15 protein-coding genes are annotated in these 14,883 nt (G+C 62.8%); 10 read left to right on the forward strand and 5 right to left on the reverse strand.

Going from position 1 to position 14,883, the window contains the following annotated elements; translation table 11 throughout:
- Nucleotides 1-315: 315 nt before the first annotated feature.
- The 3 genes from SOP95_RS07255 to SOP95_RS07265 are packed head-to-tail and all read right to left on the reverse strand — an operon-like array spanning nucleotide 316 to nucleotide 2,892.
- Nucleotides 316-1,365, reverse strand: coding sequence for an alkene reductase (locus SOP95_RS07255; RefSeq protein WP_323606655.1), 1,050 nt, complete (start codon nucleotides 1,363-1,365; stop codon nucleotides 316-318).
- 22 nt (nucleotides 1,366-1,387) lie between these two features.
- Nucleotides 1,388-2,554, reverse strand: a complete 1,167-nt coding sequence (locus SOP95_RS07260) for an MFS transporter (RefSeq protein ID WP_323606656.1) — start codon at nucleotides 2,552-2,554, stop codon at nucleotides 1,388-1,390.
- Between the two features lie 35 nt (nucleotides 2,555-2,589).
- Complete coding sequence (locus tag SOP95_RS07265; protein WP_046816689.1) at nucleotides 2,590-2,892, reverse strand: ArsR/SmtB family transcription factor; 303 nt, start codon at nucleotides 2,890-2,892, stop codon at nucleotides 2,590-2,592.
- 169 nt (nucleotides 2,893-3,061) lie between these two features.
- On the opposite strand from SOP95_RS07265, the gene SOP95_RS07270 reads away from it, so the two are divergent.
- Nucleotides 3,062-3,637, forward strand: coding sequence for an acyl carrier protein phosphodiesterase (locus tag SOP95_RS07270; RefSeq protein ID WP_323606657.1), 576 nt, complete (start codon nucleotides 3,062-3,064; stop codon nucleotides 3,635-3,637).
- Nucleotides 3,638-3,738: 101 nt separating this feature from the next.
- Here the strand turns inward: SOP95_RS07270 and SOP95_RS07275 are convergent, their stop codons facing one another.
- Both SOP95_RS07275 and olsB read right to left on the reverse strand, forming a co-directional pair.
- A complete protein-coding gene (locus SOP95_RS07275) occupies nucleotides 3,739-4,530 on the reverse strand; it encodes a lysophospholipid acyltransferase family protein (protein ID WP_274073452.1) in 792 nt (263 codons plus the stop codon).
- Nucleotides 4,530-5,285 (reverse strand): L-ornithine N(alpha)-acyltransferase, encoded by a 756-nt coding sequence (olsB, locus tag SOP95_RS07280; RefSeq protein ID WP_274073453.1) that lies wholly within the window; start codon nucleotides 5,283-5,285, stop codon nucleotides 4,530-4,532. Before olsB ends, SOP95_RS07275 begins: the two co-directional genes overlap by 1 nt.
- 155 nt (nucleotides 5,286-5,440) lie before the next feature.
- On the opposite strand from olsB, the gene SOP95_RS07285 reads away from it, so the two are divergent.
- The 9 genes from SOP95_RS07285 to SOP95_RS07325 all read left to right on the forward strand — a co-directional run bounded on the left by SOP95_RS07285 (nucleotide 5,441) and on the right by SOP95_RS07325 (nucleotide 14,809).
- Complete coding sequence (locus SOP95_RS07285; protein WP_274073454.1) at nucleotides 5,441-6,322, forward strand: acyl-CoA dehydrogenase family protein; 882 nt, start codon at nucleotides 5,441-5,443, stop codon at nucleotides 6,320-6,322.
- Nucleotides 6,323-6,483: 161 nt separating this feature from the next.
- On the forward strand, nucleotides 6,484-7,578 hold the full coding sequence (locus SOP95_RS07290) for a serine hydrolase domain-containing protein (protein ID WP_323606658.1): 1,095 nt from the start codon (nucleotides 6,484-6,486) through the stop codon (nucleotides 7,576-7,578).
- Nucleotides 7,575-7,898: an amidase gene (locus tag SOP95_RS07295; RefSeq protein WP_274073456.1), complete on the forward strand. Its 324-nt coding sequence runs from the start codon at nucleotides 7,575-7,577 to the stop codon at nucleotides 7,896-7,898. Before SOP95_RS07290 ends, SOP95_RS07295 begins: the two co-directional genes overlap by 4 nt.
- 149 nt (nucleotides 7,899-8,047) lie before the next feature.
- Nucleotides 8,048-9,223, forward strand: a complete 1,176-nt coding sequence (locus tag SOP95_RS07300; RefSeq protein ID WP_274073457.1) for a M20 aminoacylase family protein — start codon at nucleotides 8,048-8,050, stop codon at nucleotides 9,221-9,223.
- An 81-nt stretch (nucleotides 9,224-9,304) separates the two neighbouring features.
- Nucleotides 9,305-10,615 carry a citrate-proton symporter gene (locus tag SOP95_RS07305; RefSeq protein WP_274073458.1) on the forward strand — a complete coding sequence of 437 codons (1,311 nt, stop codon included), beginning with the start codon at nucleotides 9,305-9,307 and terminating at the stop codon, nucleotides 10,613-10,615.
- A 2-nt stretch (nucleotides 10,616-10,617) separates the two neighbouring features.
- On the forward strand, nucleotides 10,618-12,060 hold the full coding sequence (locus tag SOP95_RS07310; RefSeq protein WP_323606659.1) for an amidase: 1,443 nt from the start codon (nucleotides 10,618-10,620) through the stop codon (nucleotides 12,058-12,060).
- 69 nt (nucleotides 12,061-12,129) lie between these two features.
- The gene (locus tag SOP95_RS07315; RefSeq protein ID WP_274073460.1) at nucleotides 12,130-12,900 is read left to right on the forward strand and encodes an IclR family transcriptional regulator; all 771 of its coding nucleotides are present in this window, start codon (nucleotides 12,130-12,132) and stop codon (nucleotides 12,898-12,900) included.
- 159 nt (nucleotides 12,901-13,059) lie between these two features.
- Nucleotides 13,060-13,650 (forward strand): YceI family protein, encoded by a 591-nt coding sequence (locus SOP95_RS07320; protein WP_323606660.1) that lies wholly within the window; start codon nucleotides 13,060-13,062, stop codon nucleotides 13,648-13,650.
- Between the two features lies 1 nt (nucleotide 13,651).
- Nucleotides 13,652-14,809: a phospholipase D-like domain-containing protein gene (locus SOP95_RS07325; RefSeq protein ID WP_274073462.1), complete on the forward strand. Its 1,158-nt coding sequence runs from the start codon at nucleotides 13,652-13,654 to the stop codon at nucleotides 14,807-14,809.
- Nucleotides 14,810-14,883 lie beyond the last annotated feature (74 nt).

A 14,883-nucleotide genomic window follows, 5' to 3' on the forward strand; every position in this document is an offset into this window, starting at 1 on the left:
ATGTCTGCTCTATCTTCGGCAAAACTGACCAGGTGCTGCAAATAGGCGGGCAGCATGGCGCGGGTCATGTCTTTAAGAAAGTTCTGTTCAAAGGTTACATCTTTAATGTCTTCGTTGCTGTTTTCTTGAATGTTTTCTTTGTCGTCCATGATATTACCCCTTTTTGGTAGTTGGTAGTTGTAAATAATAGCAGGGGTGCGATTAAGCTGTTTGGTATTGGTGTAATGGTTTATTGCCGGTGGCGATAATCAAATGCCTAAACAAAAAAAACCTCGGCTCTTTCAAGTCGAGGCTATTGCGTGTTAACGGTAACGCTTACAGTGTTGGGTAGTCGATGTAGCCGACCGGGCCCTTGGCATAGAACAGCTCAGGACGCGCGTCATTCAGTGGCGCATCCGCTTTCAAGCGCGCCGGCAGGTCCGGGTTGGCAATGAACGGTACGCCGAAGGCGACGGCATCGGCTTTGCCGCTGGCCAACCATTGGTTGGCACTGTCCTTGGTGAAGCGTTCGTTGATGATGTACGGGCCGCCAAAGGCTTCCTTGATCTGCGGGCCGAGGCTGTCGGCGCCTTCTTTCTCGCGCGAGCAGATGAATGCGATGCCACGCTTGCCCAGTTCGCGAGCGACGTAGGTGAAGGTTTCTGCCAGGTTGTCATCGCCCATGTCATGGGAGTCGGCGCGCGGTGCCAGGTGCACACCGACACGGCCGGCGCCCCAGACTTCGATCGCGGCGTCGGTCACTTCCAGCAACAGGCGAGCACGGTTTTCCACGGAACCACCATAGTTGTCGGTACGCTGGTTGGTGCTGCTTTGCAGGAACTGGTCGAGCAGGTAACCGTTGGCGCCGTGGATTTCCACGCCGTCGAAACCGGCGGCCTTGGCGTTCTCGGCACCGGTGCGGTAGGCGTCGACGATGTCGGCGATTTCCTCGGTTTCCAGGGCGCGCGGGGTCGGGTAGTCGGCCAGTGGACGAACCAGGCTGACATGACCCTTGGGCTGGATGGCGCTCGGAGCGACCGGTGCTTCACCACCCAGGTACGATGGGTGCGATACACGACCCACGTGCCACAGTTGCAGGAATATCTTGCCGCCCGCGCCGTGGATCGCCTTGGTCACGTTGGCCCAGCCACGCACCTGGTCGTTGGACCAGATACCCGGGGTGTCCGGGTAGCCGACGCCCATCGGCGTGACCGAAGTGGCCTCGCTGAGGATCAGGCCGGCGGAGGCGCGTTGTACGTAGTACTCGGCCATCAGGGCATTCGGTACGCGGCCTTCATCGGCGCGGCAACGGGTCAGCGGGGCCATGATGATGCGGTTGGCCAACTCGAGGTCGCCCAGTTTGATCGGATCGAAAATAGTAGTCATTTATTGCATCCCTCGTGAGGTATCAGTTGGTAGCGGGGGCCAGTTCGGGATTACCGCTCTGACGGAAAGTGATCAGGGTGACCAGCAGGGCGAGCACCGCCAGTACGGCTGCCGCGAGGGGCACGCTGGTCAGGCCGAACCCGTGAGCGATGACGCTGCCGCCGACCCAGGCGCCGAGGGCGTTGCCGACGTTGAAGGCGCCGATGTTCAGGGTCGAGACCAGGTTCGGCGCGGCCTTGCCGTAGGTCACCACGTTGACTTGCAGGGCGGGCACGGCGGCAAAACACGCGGTGGCCCAGAGGAACAGGGTGATTTCGGTGGGGATCAGCGCGACGCTGGTCCAGGTCAGCACGGTGGAGACCACGGCCATGGCGACGAAGACGCCGATCAGCGTCGCGGCCAGGCCTTTGTCCGCCAGCTTGCCGCCAATGATGTTGCCCACCGTCAGGCCCAGGCCGATCAGCATCAGGGTCCAGGTCACGCCACGGGGCGAGACGCCGGTGACTTCGCCCAATAGCGGGGCGACGTAGGTAAACAGGGTGAACACCGACGCGGCGAACAGTGCGGTCATGCTCAGGGACAGCCAGATGCCGGCGCCTTTGAGAGCGCGCAATTCGGCGCGCATGTCGAGTTTCTCTTCATCGCGCTTGGCCGGCAGGAAGCGGATCAGGCCAATCAGTGCGATAACACCGATCACGGTCACTGCCCAGAAGGTCGAACGCCAGCCGGCCTGCTGACCGAGCGCGGTGCCCAGCGGCACGCCCAGTACGTTGGCCAGGGTCAGGCCGGTGAACATCAAGGCCACGGCCGATGCGCGCTTGTTGGCCGGCACCAGTCCCGCCGCCACGACCGAGCCGATACCGAAGAACGCACCGTGGCACAGCGCGGTGACCACGCGGGCAAACATCAGCACGTTGTAGTCGCTGGCCACTGCGCAGAGCAGGTTGCCGATAATGAAGATGCCCATCAACGCGACCAGGGCGGCCTTGCGCGGCAGCCGGGCGGTGGCCAGTGCCATGAACGGCGCACCGATGGCCACGCCCAGGGCGTACCCGGTCACCAGCCAGCCGGCGCCGGGGATCGACACACCGAGGTCGGCAGCCACGTCGGGCAGCAAGCCCATGATGACGAACTCGGTGGTGCCGATGGCGAAGGCGCTCAAGGCCAATATGAGTAGCGAGAGGGGCATTGGATAATTCCTTTTCGGCTGGCTGACGTAAAGGGTCAGAGCTCTTTGCTGAAGACTTTGAGGAACTCCTGAATGGTTTCCTCATTGCGTTTAAAGAAATGCCACTGGCCGACTTTGCGGCTGCTGATCAGGCCGGCGCGTTGCAGGGTGGCCAGGTGCGCGGACACCGTGGACTGCGACAAACCGCAACGTTGATCGATCTGCCCGGCGCAAACGCCGTGCTCGTTGCTGTGGGACTGGTCTGGAAATTCGACGTCCGGATTTTTGAGCCAGTGCAGGATTTCTCGCCGTACCGGGTGCGCCAGGGCTTTTATTATTTCGTCGAGTTCAAGGTTCATGGTTGGGGGCTCGTGATGTGTAAAACGCTATATCGCGATGAAGCGAACTTTAAATCGTTATTTCGCGATATACCAATATGATTTTGGTCTGACGACCGAATAAATCGGTATATCGGGTTATAACGATATGTTGGGTGTAGAGACACAGGCGCAATGTTAAGCTGCGCCCATGAACTATCTCGCACATCTTCACCTCGGTGGCCAGCGTCCTGGTCAATTGCTCGGCAGCCTGTATGGCGATTTCGTCAAAGGGCGGCTGCAAGGGCAGTTCGACCCGGAGATCGAAGCGGCCATCCAGCTGCATCGCAGCATCGACGTTTTCACCGATCGCCATCCGCTGGTGGATACCGCGTTGTCGCGGTTTTCCCTGACGCGTCGGCGCTATGCCGGCATCGTGCTCGACGTGTTTTTCGACCATTGCCTGGCCCGGGACTGGGCGCTGTATGCCGACCGGCCGCTGGAGTTGTTCACTTCGGACGTGTACCGGGTGCTGTCCACACAAGCGCAACTACCGGAACGCCTGGCGAAAATCGCTCCGCACATGGTGGCCAACGACTGGTTGGGCTCGTATCAGGAATTTGAAGTGTTGGAGCAGGTGTTGCGGGGGATTTCGCGGCGCCTGACCCGGCCGGAAGAGCTGGCGGCTGCGATGCAGGAACTGCGGGTGCTGTATGAGCCGTTGAGCGAGGATTTCCGGTTGTTCTATCCGCACCTTCAGGATTTCGTCCAGGCAACGCAGATCTAGGGTGGGAGCGGGCTTGCTCGCGAATGCGGTATGTCAGTCAACATCAATGGTGAAGGAGAATCCGCATTCGCGAGCAAGCCCGCTCCCACAGGGGAAATGGGTCAGGCCGCGATAGCGGGGCGTATTGGGGCTTGCTGTTTCTCCGGTATGGCCCCAAACAACGCCTTCTGCACCGCCTGCTGGGCTTCGAACGCCAATGCCGCACGCTCGCGACCTTCGCAGGCAATCGGCTTGAGCAGGTGAATTTCCACACCGCCCCGGTCATTGGCAAACAGGCGCATCAAGTGCGACAACAGATCATCGTCGCCAATGAACGGCGCCAGGGTGTCGGGCTCGCCGTTGCGCACATAACGAATCGCCACCGGTTGCAGCGCCACTTCGGAGTCGATGGCGGCTGACAGCAAGCGACCGTGGAAGGTGCGCAGCGAGCGACCGTCCGTGGTGGTGCCCTCGGGGAACATCAGCAGCGGGTGGGCGTGCGCCAGGTGGCGGGTCATCTGTTTGCGGATCAACTGGCTGTCGCCCGAACCACGGCGGATGAACAGGCTGCCGGCCTTGGCTGCCAGCCAGCCGGCGACGGGCCAGGTGCGCACTTCGGCCTTGGACAGGAACGACAGCGGCGTGAGCATGCCCAGCAGCGGTATATCGGTCCAGGACACGTGATTGCTGACCCACAGCATCGGCACTTGCGGCAGCTTGCCGTGAACCGTCACATCGAAGGGCAGGGCGTTGCCCAGGCGCGCCATGAAAAACCGCGACCAGCGCTGGCGGCGTTCCATCGAATGGGCCAGCCCAAGCCGCTCGAACACGCCGAACACGCTGGCCATGCTCAAGCCGAGCCCGACCACCAGTAACACCCGTGCGATTCGCGCGTACACGCGCAAGCGACTCATTACACGGCCGCCTTGAAGTGTTTGGCGTAACGCGGGCAGAGTTCGTCGCGCTTGAGCAGGATGAACACATCGGCCACCTGGAAATCTTCATCCCAGCACGGCTCTCCGCAGATCTTCGCGCCCAGGCGCATGTAGGCCTTGAGCAGCGGCGGCATTTCGGCGATCACGTTGGAGGGAATATCCAGGGTCGGCAGCGGCTTTTTCGGTTCGGCGCGCAGGTGTTCGGTGCACAGGTAGCGTTCGCGCAGGCGCTGCATGATCGCATGGGCCTGGATCCCGCCGTCCTGCATCGGGATGCTCGCGCACCCCATCAGGTAGCTGTAGCCGCCCTGGTTCAGTACTTCGGCCAGCTCACCCCAGAGCACGGCGATGGTGCCGCCGTTGCGGTAGGCCGGGTCGACGCAGGTGCGGCCGATTTCCAGGATCGGGCCTTGCAGATGGACCAGGCCGTGCAGGCTGAATTCTTCCTCGCTGTAGAACTTGCCCAGGCTGCTGGCGGCGGTGTGGTCGAGCAGGCGGGTGGTCGCCACCAGGCGCCCGGTGTTCAGGTCGCGCACGCCGATGTGGGTGCAGTGAACATCGTAGTCATCCATGTCCAGACCCAGTTCCGCGCCTTTGAGCTTGGCGTTGAATTCGCCGCTGAACACGTTGAAGCGCAGGGCCTGGGCTTGCTGCAAAGCCTCTTCGCCCACCAGGCGTTCGGCTTGCAGGCGGCGTTCGTTGCCGGTGTCGCTGATGCGGGCGATCTGAGTCATGACGAATCTCCGTGCGGGCTGCTCACCCGTCTTTGGGTTACAGCGAATCGACTTTCTTTATCCAGCCGTGTTGTGCAAAGTCAGGCTATGTAGCCCCGGTGTCATCGCCATTAAGCTTTGGTGATGCTTGTATGACAGCCCACAAGGAGCCTCTTATGCCCTGGCAAACCCTGTTGAACCGCCACGCTCGCCTGCCCGCCAACCCGGATCTGGGCGAAGGGTTCGCCACGTTGTTGCAGCAGCTGGGCCACGTCACTCCGTTTGAACTGGCCGTGGTCGGCGCACGCATGATGGCGACGCCGGGGTTGGCGTTCCTGGTGGGTTATCAGGCGGCGTTGCGCATGCTCTGGCCAAGCGCGCCGCCGAGCCTTGGCGCGTTGTGCGCCACCGAGCAACGCAGCCTGCGGGTGGCTGACATGCAGACCCGCCTGCACGATTTGCGCTTGAGCGGGCGCAAGGATTTCGTCACCGCAGGCGATGCCGCCGACTGGCTGCTGATTGCCGCGCGCAGCGAACAGCCCGGCGAAACGCCGCGCCTGAGCCTGGCGGTGGCCTACCCCGATGAGCCGGGCGTGCGGGTGGAGAAACTGCCGCCGATCCCGTTGATGCCGGACATCAGCCATGGCCGCCTGATTCTCGATAACGCACTGTGCGAACTGCTGGCGGGGGATGGCTGGGATGCCTACGTCAAGCCGTTCCGAACCCTGGAAGACATCTATGTATTGAGTGCCATGACCGCCTGGCTGTACGGCGTCGGTCAGGACTGTGACTGGCCGCAGGCCTTGCAATTGCGCTTGCTGGCGCTGCTGGCCGGGTGTGCGGAGGTCAGTCGACATCCCCCCGTCAGTCCGGCGGGGCATGTATTGCTCGGTGGGTTGTTTGCGCAGTTCGAGGGGCTCAAGGGTGAGATCAATGAAGCGCTGGCCGAGGGGCCGCCGGAGTGGGCGGCCATGTGGCAGCGGGATCAGGGGGTGATGGAACTGGCGGCTGAAGCGCGGGGCAAGCGATTGGCTAAGGCACTCGTGAATTTTCAGTGAATTGACCGGCCCCTTCGCGAGCAAGCCCGCTCCCACATTTTGAAATGCGTTCCCCTGTGGGAGCGGGCTTGCTCGCGAAGGCGGCCGCATTAACAACACCAATCCCGGAACTGTCATCAACCTCTACTAGGCTCAGCAGTTCATCCCCACGAGCCCACGCCATGTTCAAAGGCTTGTCCCTGATCTTCATGCTGCTGCTCAGCCTCACGGCCCGCGCTGAAAACTGGCCCGCCGAACAATGGTCGCCCGGCCCGACTGTCACCGGCCCAGCACTCCAGGCCCTGGAAAACTACGCCTTCCCACCCCGCGACGACACCACCCATCAAGGCATCCGCACCGACGCCTTGCTCGTCATCCGCGACGGCCAGTTGATCTACGAGCGCTACGCCGGCCCGACCACTGCCCATACACCGCATCTCACCTGGTCCATCAGCAAAAGCCTGATGGCCACCGTCCTCGGCGTGGCGTATGGCGAAGGCCGGTTCAAGCTGCAGGACAAGGTGGCCAAATTCTATCCGCCACTGCAAAAACACCCGGACCTGACCCTGGCCGACCTGCTGCACTGGGCCTCGGGTCTCGACTGGCAGGAAAATTACGAATACGCACCGCTCAACTCCTCAGTGGTGGCCATGCTCTACACCCGAGGTCACCGCGATATGGCCGCCTTCACCGCCGATCACCGCAGCTACGCCGCACCGGGGCAGGCGTTTCGTTATTCCAGTGGCGACACCAATCTGCTGTCCGCCGCGCTGAAAGCCATCGTCGGTGCGCAGCGCTACGCGGACTATCCGTGGACCGCGCTGTTCGAACCGCTGGGCATTCGCCGAGCGATCTGGGAAACCGACGCCGCGGGCACCTTCGTCGCCTCGTCCTATGCCTACCTCACCGCTCGGGATCTGGCCCGCATCGGACTGTTGATGGCGCGGGACGGTCGCTGGGGCGACAGACAACTGCTGCCCAAGGACTGGGTGGCATTCAATCGCGAACCCTTCGCTCACTATCGCGCGAACCAGGATGATGCAGTACCCGGCGGCCACTGGTGGCTCAATCGTGCCGCGGCCGGGGTTGCCCGACCCTGGCCCGATGCGCCCGCCGACACCTTCGCCGCCCTAGGCCATTGGGGGCAGGCGCTGTATGTGATTCCCGGGGAAAACCTGGTGATCGTGCGTTATGGCGATGACCGCGATGGCCTCTACCAGCACAACGAATTGCTCAAGCTCGCGCTGAAGGCGTTTGCCGGGACGGTGAAACCATGAGCGGTTTCATGAGGCGCCGACCGATCAGTTCATTGTTGTTGATCCTGCTGCTCGCCTTGCTTGGCTGGGTCTGGCAGGAGCGGGTGGCGCTATGGGCCTTCCCGGACATCATCAGCGCCTACACCGCCAAGGAATACTGTTCGTGCCGCTACGTGATGAACAACGACGCCGGGTATTGCCGTGGCTACGTCAAGCAATGGCTGCCATTCAGCGGCTTTACCGATGACGCGGTCAGCAAGCGCATCACTGTCAGCGGGATGGGGCGCAGCAATATGGCCGTGTGGATCGGCGAGCACCAGGGCTGTCGCCTGAACCCCTGACCTGCAGGTTCCATCTGGTGGAACCACATTCGATTGTCCTCGCGCGCGACTCGCGGTTATCTGGCGGTGAGCGCGACCTGCCTTTTTAAACGTCGCGAAATCATAACGAACAAAAAGAACGGGAATACACCCGGCCCGAGGAAATCGTCATGACCCGACATCAACACATTCTTGCCTGGCTCAACGACGTCGCCAGCGACCTGCACGCCACCCGCCAGGACATCCACGCCCACCCGGAACTCGGCTTCGAGGAAAACCGCACCTCGGCGCTGGTGGCCAGATCCCTTTCGGAATGGGGCTACGAGGTGCACACGGGCATCGGCAAGACCGGGGTCGTCGGTGTGCTGCGCAATGGCGACAGCCCGCGCAAACTTGGCTTGCGCGCGGACATGGACGCGCTGCCGATCATCGAGAATACCGGCGCCGCTTACAGCAGCCGGCATCAGGGCTGCATGCACGCCTGCGGGCACGACGGCCACACCACAATGTTGTTGGGCGCGGCCCGTTACCTGGCGGCGACTCGCCAGTTCGACGGCACCCTGACCCTGATTTTCCAGCCGGCCGAAGAAGGCCAGGGCGGCGCCGAAGCGATGCTCGCCGATGGCTTGCTCGAACGTTTTCCCTGCGACGCACTGTTCGGCATGCACAACATGCCGGGCCTGCCGGCGGGGCACCTGGGCTTTCGCGAAGGGCCGATGATGGCTTCCCAGGATTTGCTCAACGTCACGATTGAAGGTGTCGGCGGTCACGGCTCGATGCCGCACCTGTCGGTCGATCCATTGGTGGCGGCGGCCAGCGTAGTGATGGCCCTGCAAACGGTGGTTGCGCGCAACATCGATGCGCAACAGGCAGCGGTGGTGACGGTCGGTGCATTGCAGGCCGGGGAGGCCGCCAACGTCATCCCTCAGCAGGCGATCCTGCGCCTGAGCCTGCGTGCATTGAATGCCCAGGTGCGTGAGCAGACCCTCGAGCGGGTGCGCGCGATCATCGAATCCCAGGCCCAAAGTTTTGGTTGCAGTTCGACCATCGAACACCGTCCGGCTTACCCGGTGCTGGTCAACCACGCCGCCGAAACCGAGTTCGCCCGGCAAGTCGGCGTCGAGCTGATCGGTGCCGACGCGGTGGACGGCAACACGCCCAAGCTGATGGGCAGCGAAGACTTCGCCTGGATGCTGCAACGCTGCCCCGGCGCCTACCTGTTCATCGGCAACGGTGTGTCGCGGCCGATGGTGCACAACCCCGCCTACGACTTCAACGACGACATCCTGCTGACCGGCGCGGCGTATTGGGGCGCGCTGGCCGAGAGCTGGCTCAAGCCGGCCTGAGCCTTTCACTTTCTACTGCCGCTGGACCGGGCGCGTCATGTCGCGCCCGGCATCACCCAACAGGTTTCTGGAGAGTTCCCCATGCACACTTCGAGCACCGGTGTTTCGCGCACCCGGCAAGTGGTCGCGGCCGTTATCGGCAATGCGCTGGAATGGTATGACTTCATTGTCTACGGCTTTCTGGCGAGCATCATCGCCCGGCAATTTTTCCCTTCCGAAGACGAGTACGCCTCACTGCTGATGGCCCTGGCGACCTTCGGCGTCGGTTTCTTCATGCGCCCGGTGGGCGGCATCCTGCTGGGCATGTATTCGGACCGCAAAGGCCGTAAGGCGGCGATGCAGATGATCATCCGCCTGATGACCGTTTCGATCGCACTGATCGCCTTCGCGCCGAACTACGCCGCCATCGGCATGGGTGCGCCGCTGTTGATCGTGGTCGCGCGGATGCTCCAGGGCTTCGCCACCGGTGGTGAATACGCCAGCGCCACGGCGTTCCTGGTGGAAAGCGCGCCGGCGCACCGCAAGGGTCTGTACGGCTCGTGGCAATTGGTCGGGCAATGCCTGGCGGTGTTTTCCGGGGCGGGCATGGTGGCGCTGTTCACCCATCTGTTGACCCCCGAGGCCCTGGACAGCTGGGGATGGCGGATTCCCTTCATGATCGGCCTGTTGATCGGCCCGGTCGGCCTGTGGATTCGCAAGCACATGGAGGAACCCGAAGAGTTTCTTGAGGCGCGCAAACAGGCCAAGGGCGAAAGCCCGGGTTTGCTGCAAGTGATCCGCGAACATCGCCGCGCCATTCTGGTGTCGATGGGCCTGGCCTGTGGTGCGACGGTGTCGTTCTACGTGGTGCTGGTGAACATGCCGACTTTCGCCCACAAGAACCTCGGCCTGCCGCTGGACCAGGTGCTGCTGGTGCAGATGCTCGCGGTGGCGGTGATGACCGTGGTGATCCCGCTGTCCGGCGCCTTGTCGGATCGCCTCGGCCGTCGCCCGGTGCTGATGGCCTTCACCCTGGCGTTTTTCCTGATGGTCTATCCGCTGTACGTGTGGGTCGCGGCGGCGCCCTCGGTGGAACGCTTGCTGGTGATGCAACTGTTGCTGTGCACGGCGATCGGCGGGTTTTTCGGGCCGGCACCGACGGCGCTTGCCGAACAGTTTCCGATTGAAGTGCGCTCCACCGGGGTGTCGGTGGCCTATAACGTCGCGGTCATGGTGTTCGGCGGTTTTGCCCCGCTGATCGTGACCTGGCTGAGCAAGGTCCTGGCCACGCCGGTGGCGCCATCCTTCTACGTGTTGTTCGCTTGCGTGCTGACGCTATTGGGCACTTACTGCATGCAGGAAGCACCACGGGCAAAGAAATCCGTAGCACTTAACCTTGGGGTGAAACCTTGAGCATGAATCCGATTGTTGAAATGGACGCCGATGCATTGTCCCGGGCGATTCACGGGCGGCAGGTGTCCTGCCGTGAAGTGATGCAGGCGTATCTGGCGCAGATCGAGCGCTTCAATCCGCAGGTCAATGCGCTGGTGTCGCTGCGACCCGCCGAGGAGCTACTGGCAGAGGCCGACGCCTGCGACCGGCAACTGGACCAGGGCCAGTCCCGGGGCTGGATGCACGGCATGCCGCAAGCGGTCAAGGACCTGGCGGCCACCGCCGGCTTGCGCACGACCATGGGCTCGCCGCTGTTCGCCGAGCAAGTGCCGCAGCACGACGCCATCAGCGTGGCGCGGGTGCGTGACTGCGGCGCGATCATCATCGGCAAGAGCAACGTGCCGGAATTCGGCCTCGGCTCGCAGACCTACAACAGCGTGTTCGGCACCACCACCAATGCCTACGATCCGGCACTGGTCGCCGGCGGCAGCAGCGGCGGGGCGGCGGTGGCGCTGGCGTTACGCATGCTGCCGGTGGCCGACGGCAGTGACATGATGGGCTCGCTGCGCAACCCGGCGGCGTTCAACAACGTGTTCGGCTTTCGCCCGTCCCAGGGCCGCGTGCCCCATGGCCCGCAACCCGAGGTGTTTGTCCAGCAACTGGCCACCGAAGGGCCGATGGGCCGCACCGTCACCGATGTTGCGCGGTTACTTGGCACCCAGGCCGGGTACGATTCGCGCGCGCCGTTGTCGCTGACCCAGGATCCGGAGATTTTCCATCAGTCGCTGGCCCAGGATTTCAGCGAGGTGCGCGTAGGTTGGCTGGGCGACTACAACGGCTACCTGCCGATGGACCCGGGCGTGATGAGCCTGTGCGAGGCGGCGCTGCAGGACTTCACGGCCCTGGGTTGCAAGGTCGAAGCCTGCCAGCCGGATTTTTCCATGGAGCGCCTGTGGCAGGCCTGGCTGGTGCACCGTCACTGGCTGGTGCAGGGCGGCCTCGGTAGCCTGTATGCCGATCCGCACAAACGCGAGCAGCTCAAACCCGAAGCCCAATGGGAAATCGAGGGTGGCCTGCGCCTGACGGCGGCGGATGTCTATCAGGCCTCGGTCAGTCGCAGCGAGTGGTATCGCGCCTTGAACGATTTGTTCGAACGTTACGATTTCCTGCTGCTGCCCACTGCCCAAGTGTTCCCTTTTGATGCACAAACCCCTTGGCCGCGTGTCGTTGGCGGGCAAAGCATGGACACTTATCACCGCTGGATGGAAGTGGTGATCGGACCGACCCTGGCCGGTTTGCCGAGCATGAACGTGCCGGTGGGTTTCAATCCGGCCGGGCTGCCGATGGGCCTGCAAATCATTGGCCCGGCCCAGGCCGATCGTGCGGTGCTGCAACTGGCTCATGCCCACGAGCAACTGACCCAGTGGGTCAAGCGCCGGCCGCCCGGCTGTCTGCAAAGTGCGTGAAACCGGTGGGCAGGCCCACATCTTGCTGCAAGAATCGATCATCCATTAGCGCCCAAGGAGATCGGACACATGGACAGCAAGGCAGAAACCGGCAGCGTACGTTCGGTCGAGCGCGCCCTGGCGATCGTCGAGTTGCTGGGTGAGCATCAGGCGTTGGGCCTGGAGGAGTTGCACTACCTCACCTGTCTGCCCAAGGCCACGGTGTCGCGCATGTTGCTGACCTTGCAGGAGCAAGGCTGGATCTATCGCGGCTTGAGCGACCGGCGTTACCGCCTGTGCGCCAAGCGCCTGTTCGGTGACAGCCGGCAGCGCTTCAAGCGGCGCCTGGTGGAAAACGCCGCGCCGCTGTTGCTGGAGTTGAGCGAACGCACCGGACTGGTGGCGGACCTGTCGTGCTTCGATGGCGAACGGGTGGAGGTGATGGAAAGTGCGATCCCGCAGGTGTTGCGCAAGCGCTATCCGAACAACTGCCAGATCGTCGGCCAGCACGCCAGCCTGTTCCATTCGGCCATGGGCCGCGCCTGCCTGGGTGAGCTGCAAAGCCATGAAGTGGAACGCCTGGCCGAGCGTGAGCGCCTCTGCGACGAATCGCTGTTCAGCGCTACCGAACAGGCGTTGCATCAAGGTTTTGGCCAGCGCACCGAAGGCTACTGGGAATACCCGGTGCGGTTACCTTTCCTGATCCGGGCGGTGGCCTTGCCGATTCACACCGATGGCCGGCTGGTGGGCAGCATGGCGTTGCACTGGCCGATGGATCAGGCGCCGGTGGAACGGGTGCTGAGCCTGCACCTGAACAGCCTCGCCGCAACCATTGGCAATGTGCAGCAGGCGATGGCGTAAGGCCCAAAAAGATCGCAGCCTGCGGCAGCACCTACAGGATCCGGGTGCGAATGCGATCCTGTAGGAGCTGCCGCAGGCTGCGATCTTTTGATCGTGGGTTTGCAATAGCGGCGGGGCCAGTTAAGGTTCAGCACAGGTTTATCTGCCCCCCGAGTGTTTATGTTCCAGCGGTCTGTCTGCAAAACCCTCGCCTGCCTGTTGTTGGCCGGCGCTTCGTTGTCGGCCCAGGCCAATTGGTACCTGGACGGCGAATCCTCGCGGCTGTCGTTCGTCAGCACCAAAAACGCCAATGTGTCCGAAGTGCAGCGCTTCCTGGTGTTGCACGGCAAAGTCGATCCCGGCGGAAAAGCCGAAGTGGAGGTCGAGCTGGAATCGGTCAACAGCGGCATTCCCTTGCGCGATGAACGCATGCGCAAGGAGCTGTTCGAGATCGAGAAATTTCCCGAAGCCCTGATCACCACGCAAATCGACCTGCGCCCGATCAACGACCTCGCGCCAGGCGCACAACTGGAATTGCGCCTGCCGCTGACCGTCGACCTGCACGGCAAGCAACACACCTACAACGCCGAACTGCTGGCCACCCGTCTCGATGACCGGCGTTTCCAGGTGGTGACTCTGGAGCCGGTGGTGGTCAATGCCGAAGATTTCGACCTGGCGCCGGGCTTGGACGCGTTGCGCAAGGTCGCCGGCCTGTCGGCCATCAGCCTGTCGGTGCCGGTGGGTGCGGTGCTGATCTTCACGGCGCGTTGACATGGCCGGCCCGATCTTTCCCTGGCGTGAAGGCAATAGTTTCCAGTTGCTGGTCGACGGCCCGCAATTCTTCCCGCGCATGCTGGTGGCGATCGCCCGCGCCGAAGAACAGGTCGAGCTGGAACTGTATCTGGTGGAGGCGGGCGCCTGCGCCGAGGCCATGGTCCAGGCGCTGGTCCAGGCCGCCGAGCGCGGTGTGCGGGTGCGTTGCCTGTTCGATGATTACGGCAGCCTGGCCTTTACCCTGACCCTGCGCCAGCGACTCACGGCCGCCGGCGTCGAGTTGCGCTTCTACAATCGCCTGAGCTGGCGGCGCTGGGTCGGCAATTTCTACCGCGATCACCGCAAGTTGCTGCTGGTGGACCAGAGCCTGGCGGTGGTCGGTGGCACCGGCGTGACCGATGAATTCTGGACGCCAAACGAAGACGTCAGCGAGTGGCACGAAGTAATGGTGGAAATCACCGGTCCGCTGGTGCTCGACTGGCAATTGCTGTTCGACCGCCAATGGATCGCCAACCGCCATCGCCGCGCCTGGCGCCCGGCTTCGCACTTCGGCCTGCCGCGCCTGCCCCGCGTGCCGTCCACGGGTGAGGGCATGGGCCGCGTCGCCTATGCCGACGCCCGCCAGCACCGGGACATCCTGCAATCGCTGATTCGTGCATTGAACAGCGGCCAGAAACGCATCTGGCTGGCCACGCCGTATTTCCTGCCGACCTGGAAAGTCCGTCGCTCACTGCGCCGCGCAGCCTCCCGCGGCGTCGATGTGCGGCTGCTGTTGACCGGGCCGCGCACCGATCACCCGTCGGTGCGTTACGCCGGGCATCGCTACTACCCGCGACTGCTCAAGTCAGGGGTGAAGATTTTCGAATACCAGCCGTGTTTCCTGCACCTGAAAATGGTCCTGATCGATGACTGGGTGAGCATTGGTTCGTGCAATTTCGACCACTGGAATTTGCGTTTCAATCTGGAGGCCAACCTTGAAGCATTGGACGCTGGATTGACCCGTGACGTGGTGGCGAGTTTCGAAAAGGACTTCTCTCTGAGCCAGGAAGTCAGCCTGGAGGCATGGCAGCGCCGCCCGCTGTGGAAGCGGGTCAAGCAGCGAGTGTGGGGGTGGGTGGATCGGTTGGTGGTCAATCTGCTGGATCGACGGGGCTAGTCGCTACACCAAAGACCCCTGTAGGAGCTGGCTTGCCAGCGAAGGCGGTATAACATCCAACCAAGATGTTGAAT

It is taken from the genome of Pseudomonas sp. YuFO8 (assembly GCF_035065025.1).
Taxonomy (GTDB): Bacteria; Pseudomonadota; Gammaproteobacteria; order Pseudomonadales; family Pseudomonadaceae; genus Aquipseudomonas; species Aquipseudomonas putida_AE.

Excerpts from the sequence above, each read along its gene's own strand:
- SOP95_RS07255 (WP_323606655.1), bottom strand. The coding sequence starts at position 1,365 with ATGACTACTATTTTCGATCCGATCAAACTGGGCGACCTCGAGTTGGCC.
- SOP95_RS07260 (WP_323606656.1), bottom strand. The coding sequence starts at position 2,554 with ATGCCCCTCTCGCTACTCATATTGGCCTTGAGCGCCTTCGCCATCGGC.
- SOP95_RS07265 (WP_046816689.1), bottom strand. The coding sequence starts at position 2,892 with ATGAACCTTGAACTCGACGAAATAATAAAAGCCCTGGCGCACCCGGTA.
- SOP95_RS07270 (WP_323606657.1), top strand. The coding sequence starts at position 3,062 with ATGAACTATCTCGCACATCTTCACCTCGGTGGCCAGCGTCCTGGTCAA.
- SOP95_RS07275 (WP_274073452.1), bottom strand. The coding sequence starts at position 4,530 with ATGAGTCGCTTGCGCGTGTACGCGCGAATCGCACGGGTGTTACTGGTG.
- olsB (WP_274073453.1), bottom strand. The coding sequence starts at position 5,285 with ATGACTCAGATCGCCCGCATCAGCGACACCGGCAACGAACGCCGCCTG.
- SOP95_RS07285 (WP_274073454.1), top strand. The coding sequence starts at position 5,441 with ATGCCCTGGCAAACCCTGTTGAACCGCCACGCTCGCCTGCCCGCCAAC.
- SOP95_RS07290 (WP_323606658.1), top strand. The coding sequence starts at position 6,484 with ATGTTCAAAGGCTTGTCCCTGATCTTCATGCTGCTGCTCAGCCTCACG.
- SOP95_RS07295 (WP_274073456.1), top strand. The coding sequence starts at position 7,575 with ATGAGCGGTTTCATGAGGCGCCGACCGATCAGTTCATTGTTGTTGATC.
- SOP95_RS07300 (WP_274073457.1), top strand. The coding sequence starts at position 8,048 with ATGACCCGACATCAACACATTCTTGCCTGGCTCAACGACGTCGCCAGC.
- SOP95_RS07305 (WP_274073458.1), top strand. The coding sequence starts at position 9,305 with ATGCACACTTCGAGCACCGGTGTTTCGCGCACCCGGCAAGTGGTCGCG.
- SOP95_RS07310 (WP_323606659.1), top strand. The coding sequence starts at position 10,618 with ATGAATCCGATTGTTGAAATGGACGCCGATGCATTGTCCCGGGCGATT.
- SOP95_RS07315 (WP_274073460.1), top strand. The coding sequence starts at position 12,130 with ATGGACAGCAAGGCAGAAACCGGCAGCGTACGTTCGGTCGAGCGCGCC.
- SOP95_RS07320 (WP_323606660.1), top strand. The coding sequence starts at position 13,060 with ATGTTCCAGCGGTCTGTCTGCAAAACCCTCGCCTGCCTGTTGTTGGCC.
- SOP95_RS07325 (WP_274073462.1), top strand. The coding sequence starts at position 13,652 with ATGGCCGGCCCGATCTTTCCCTGGCGTGAAGGCAATAGTTTCCAGTTG.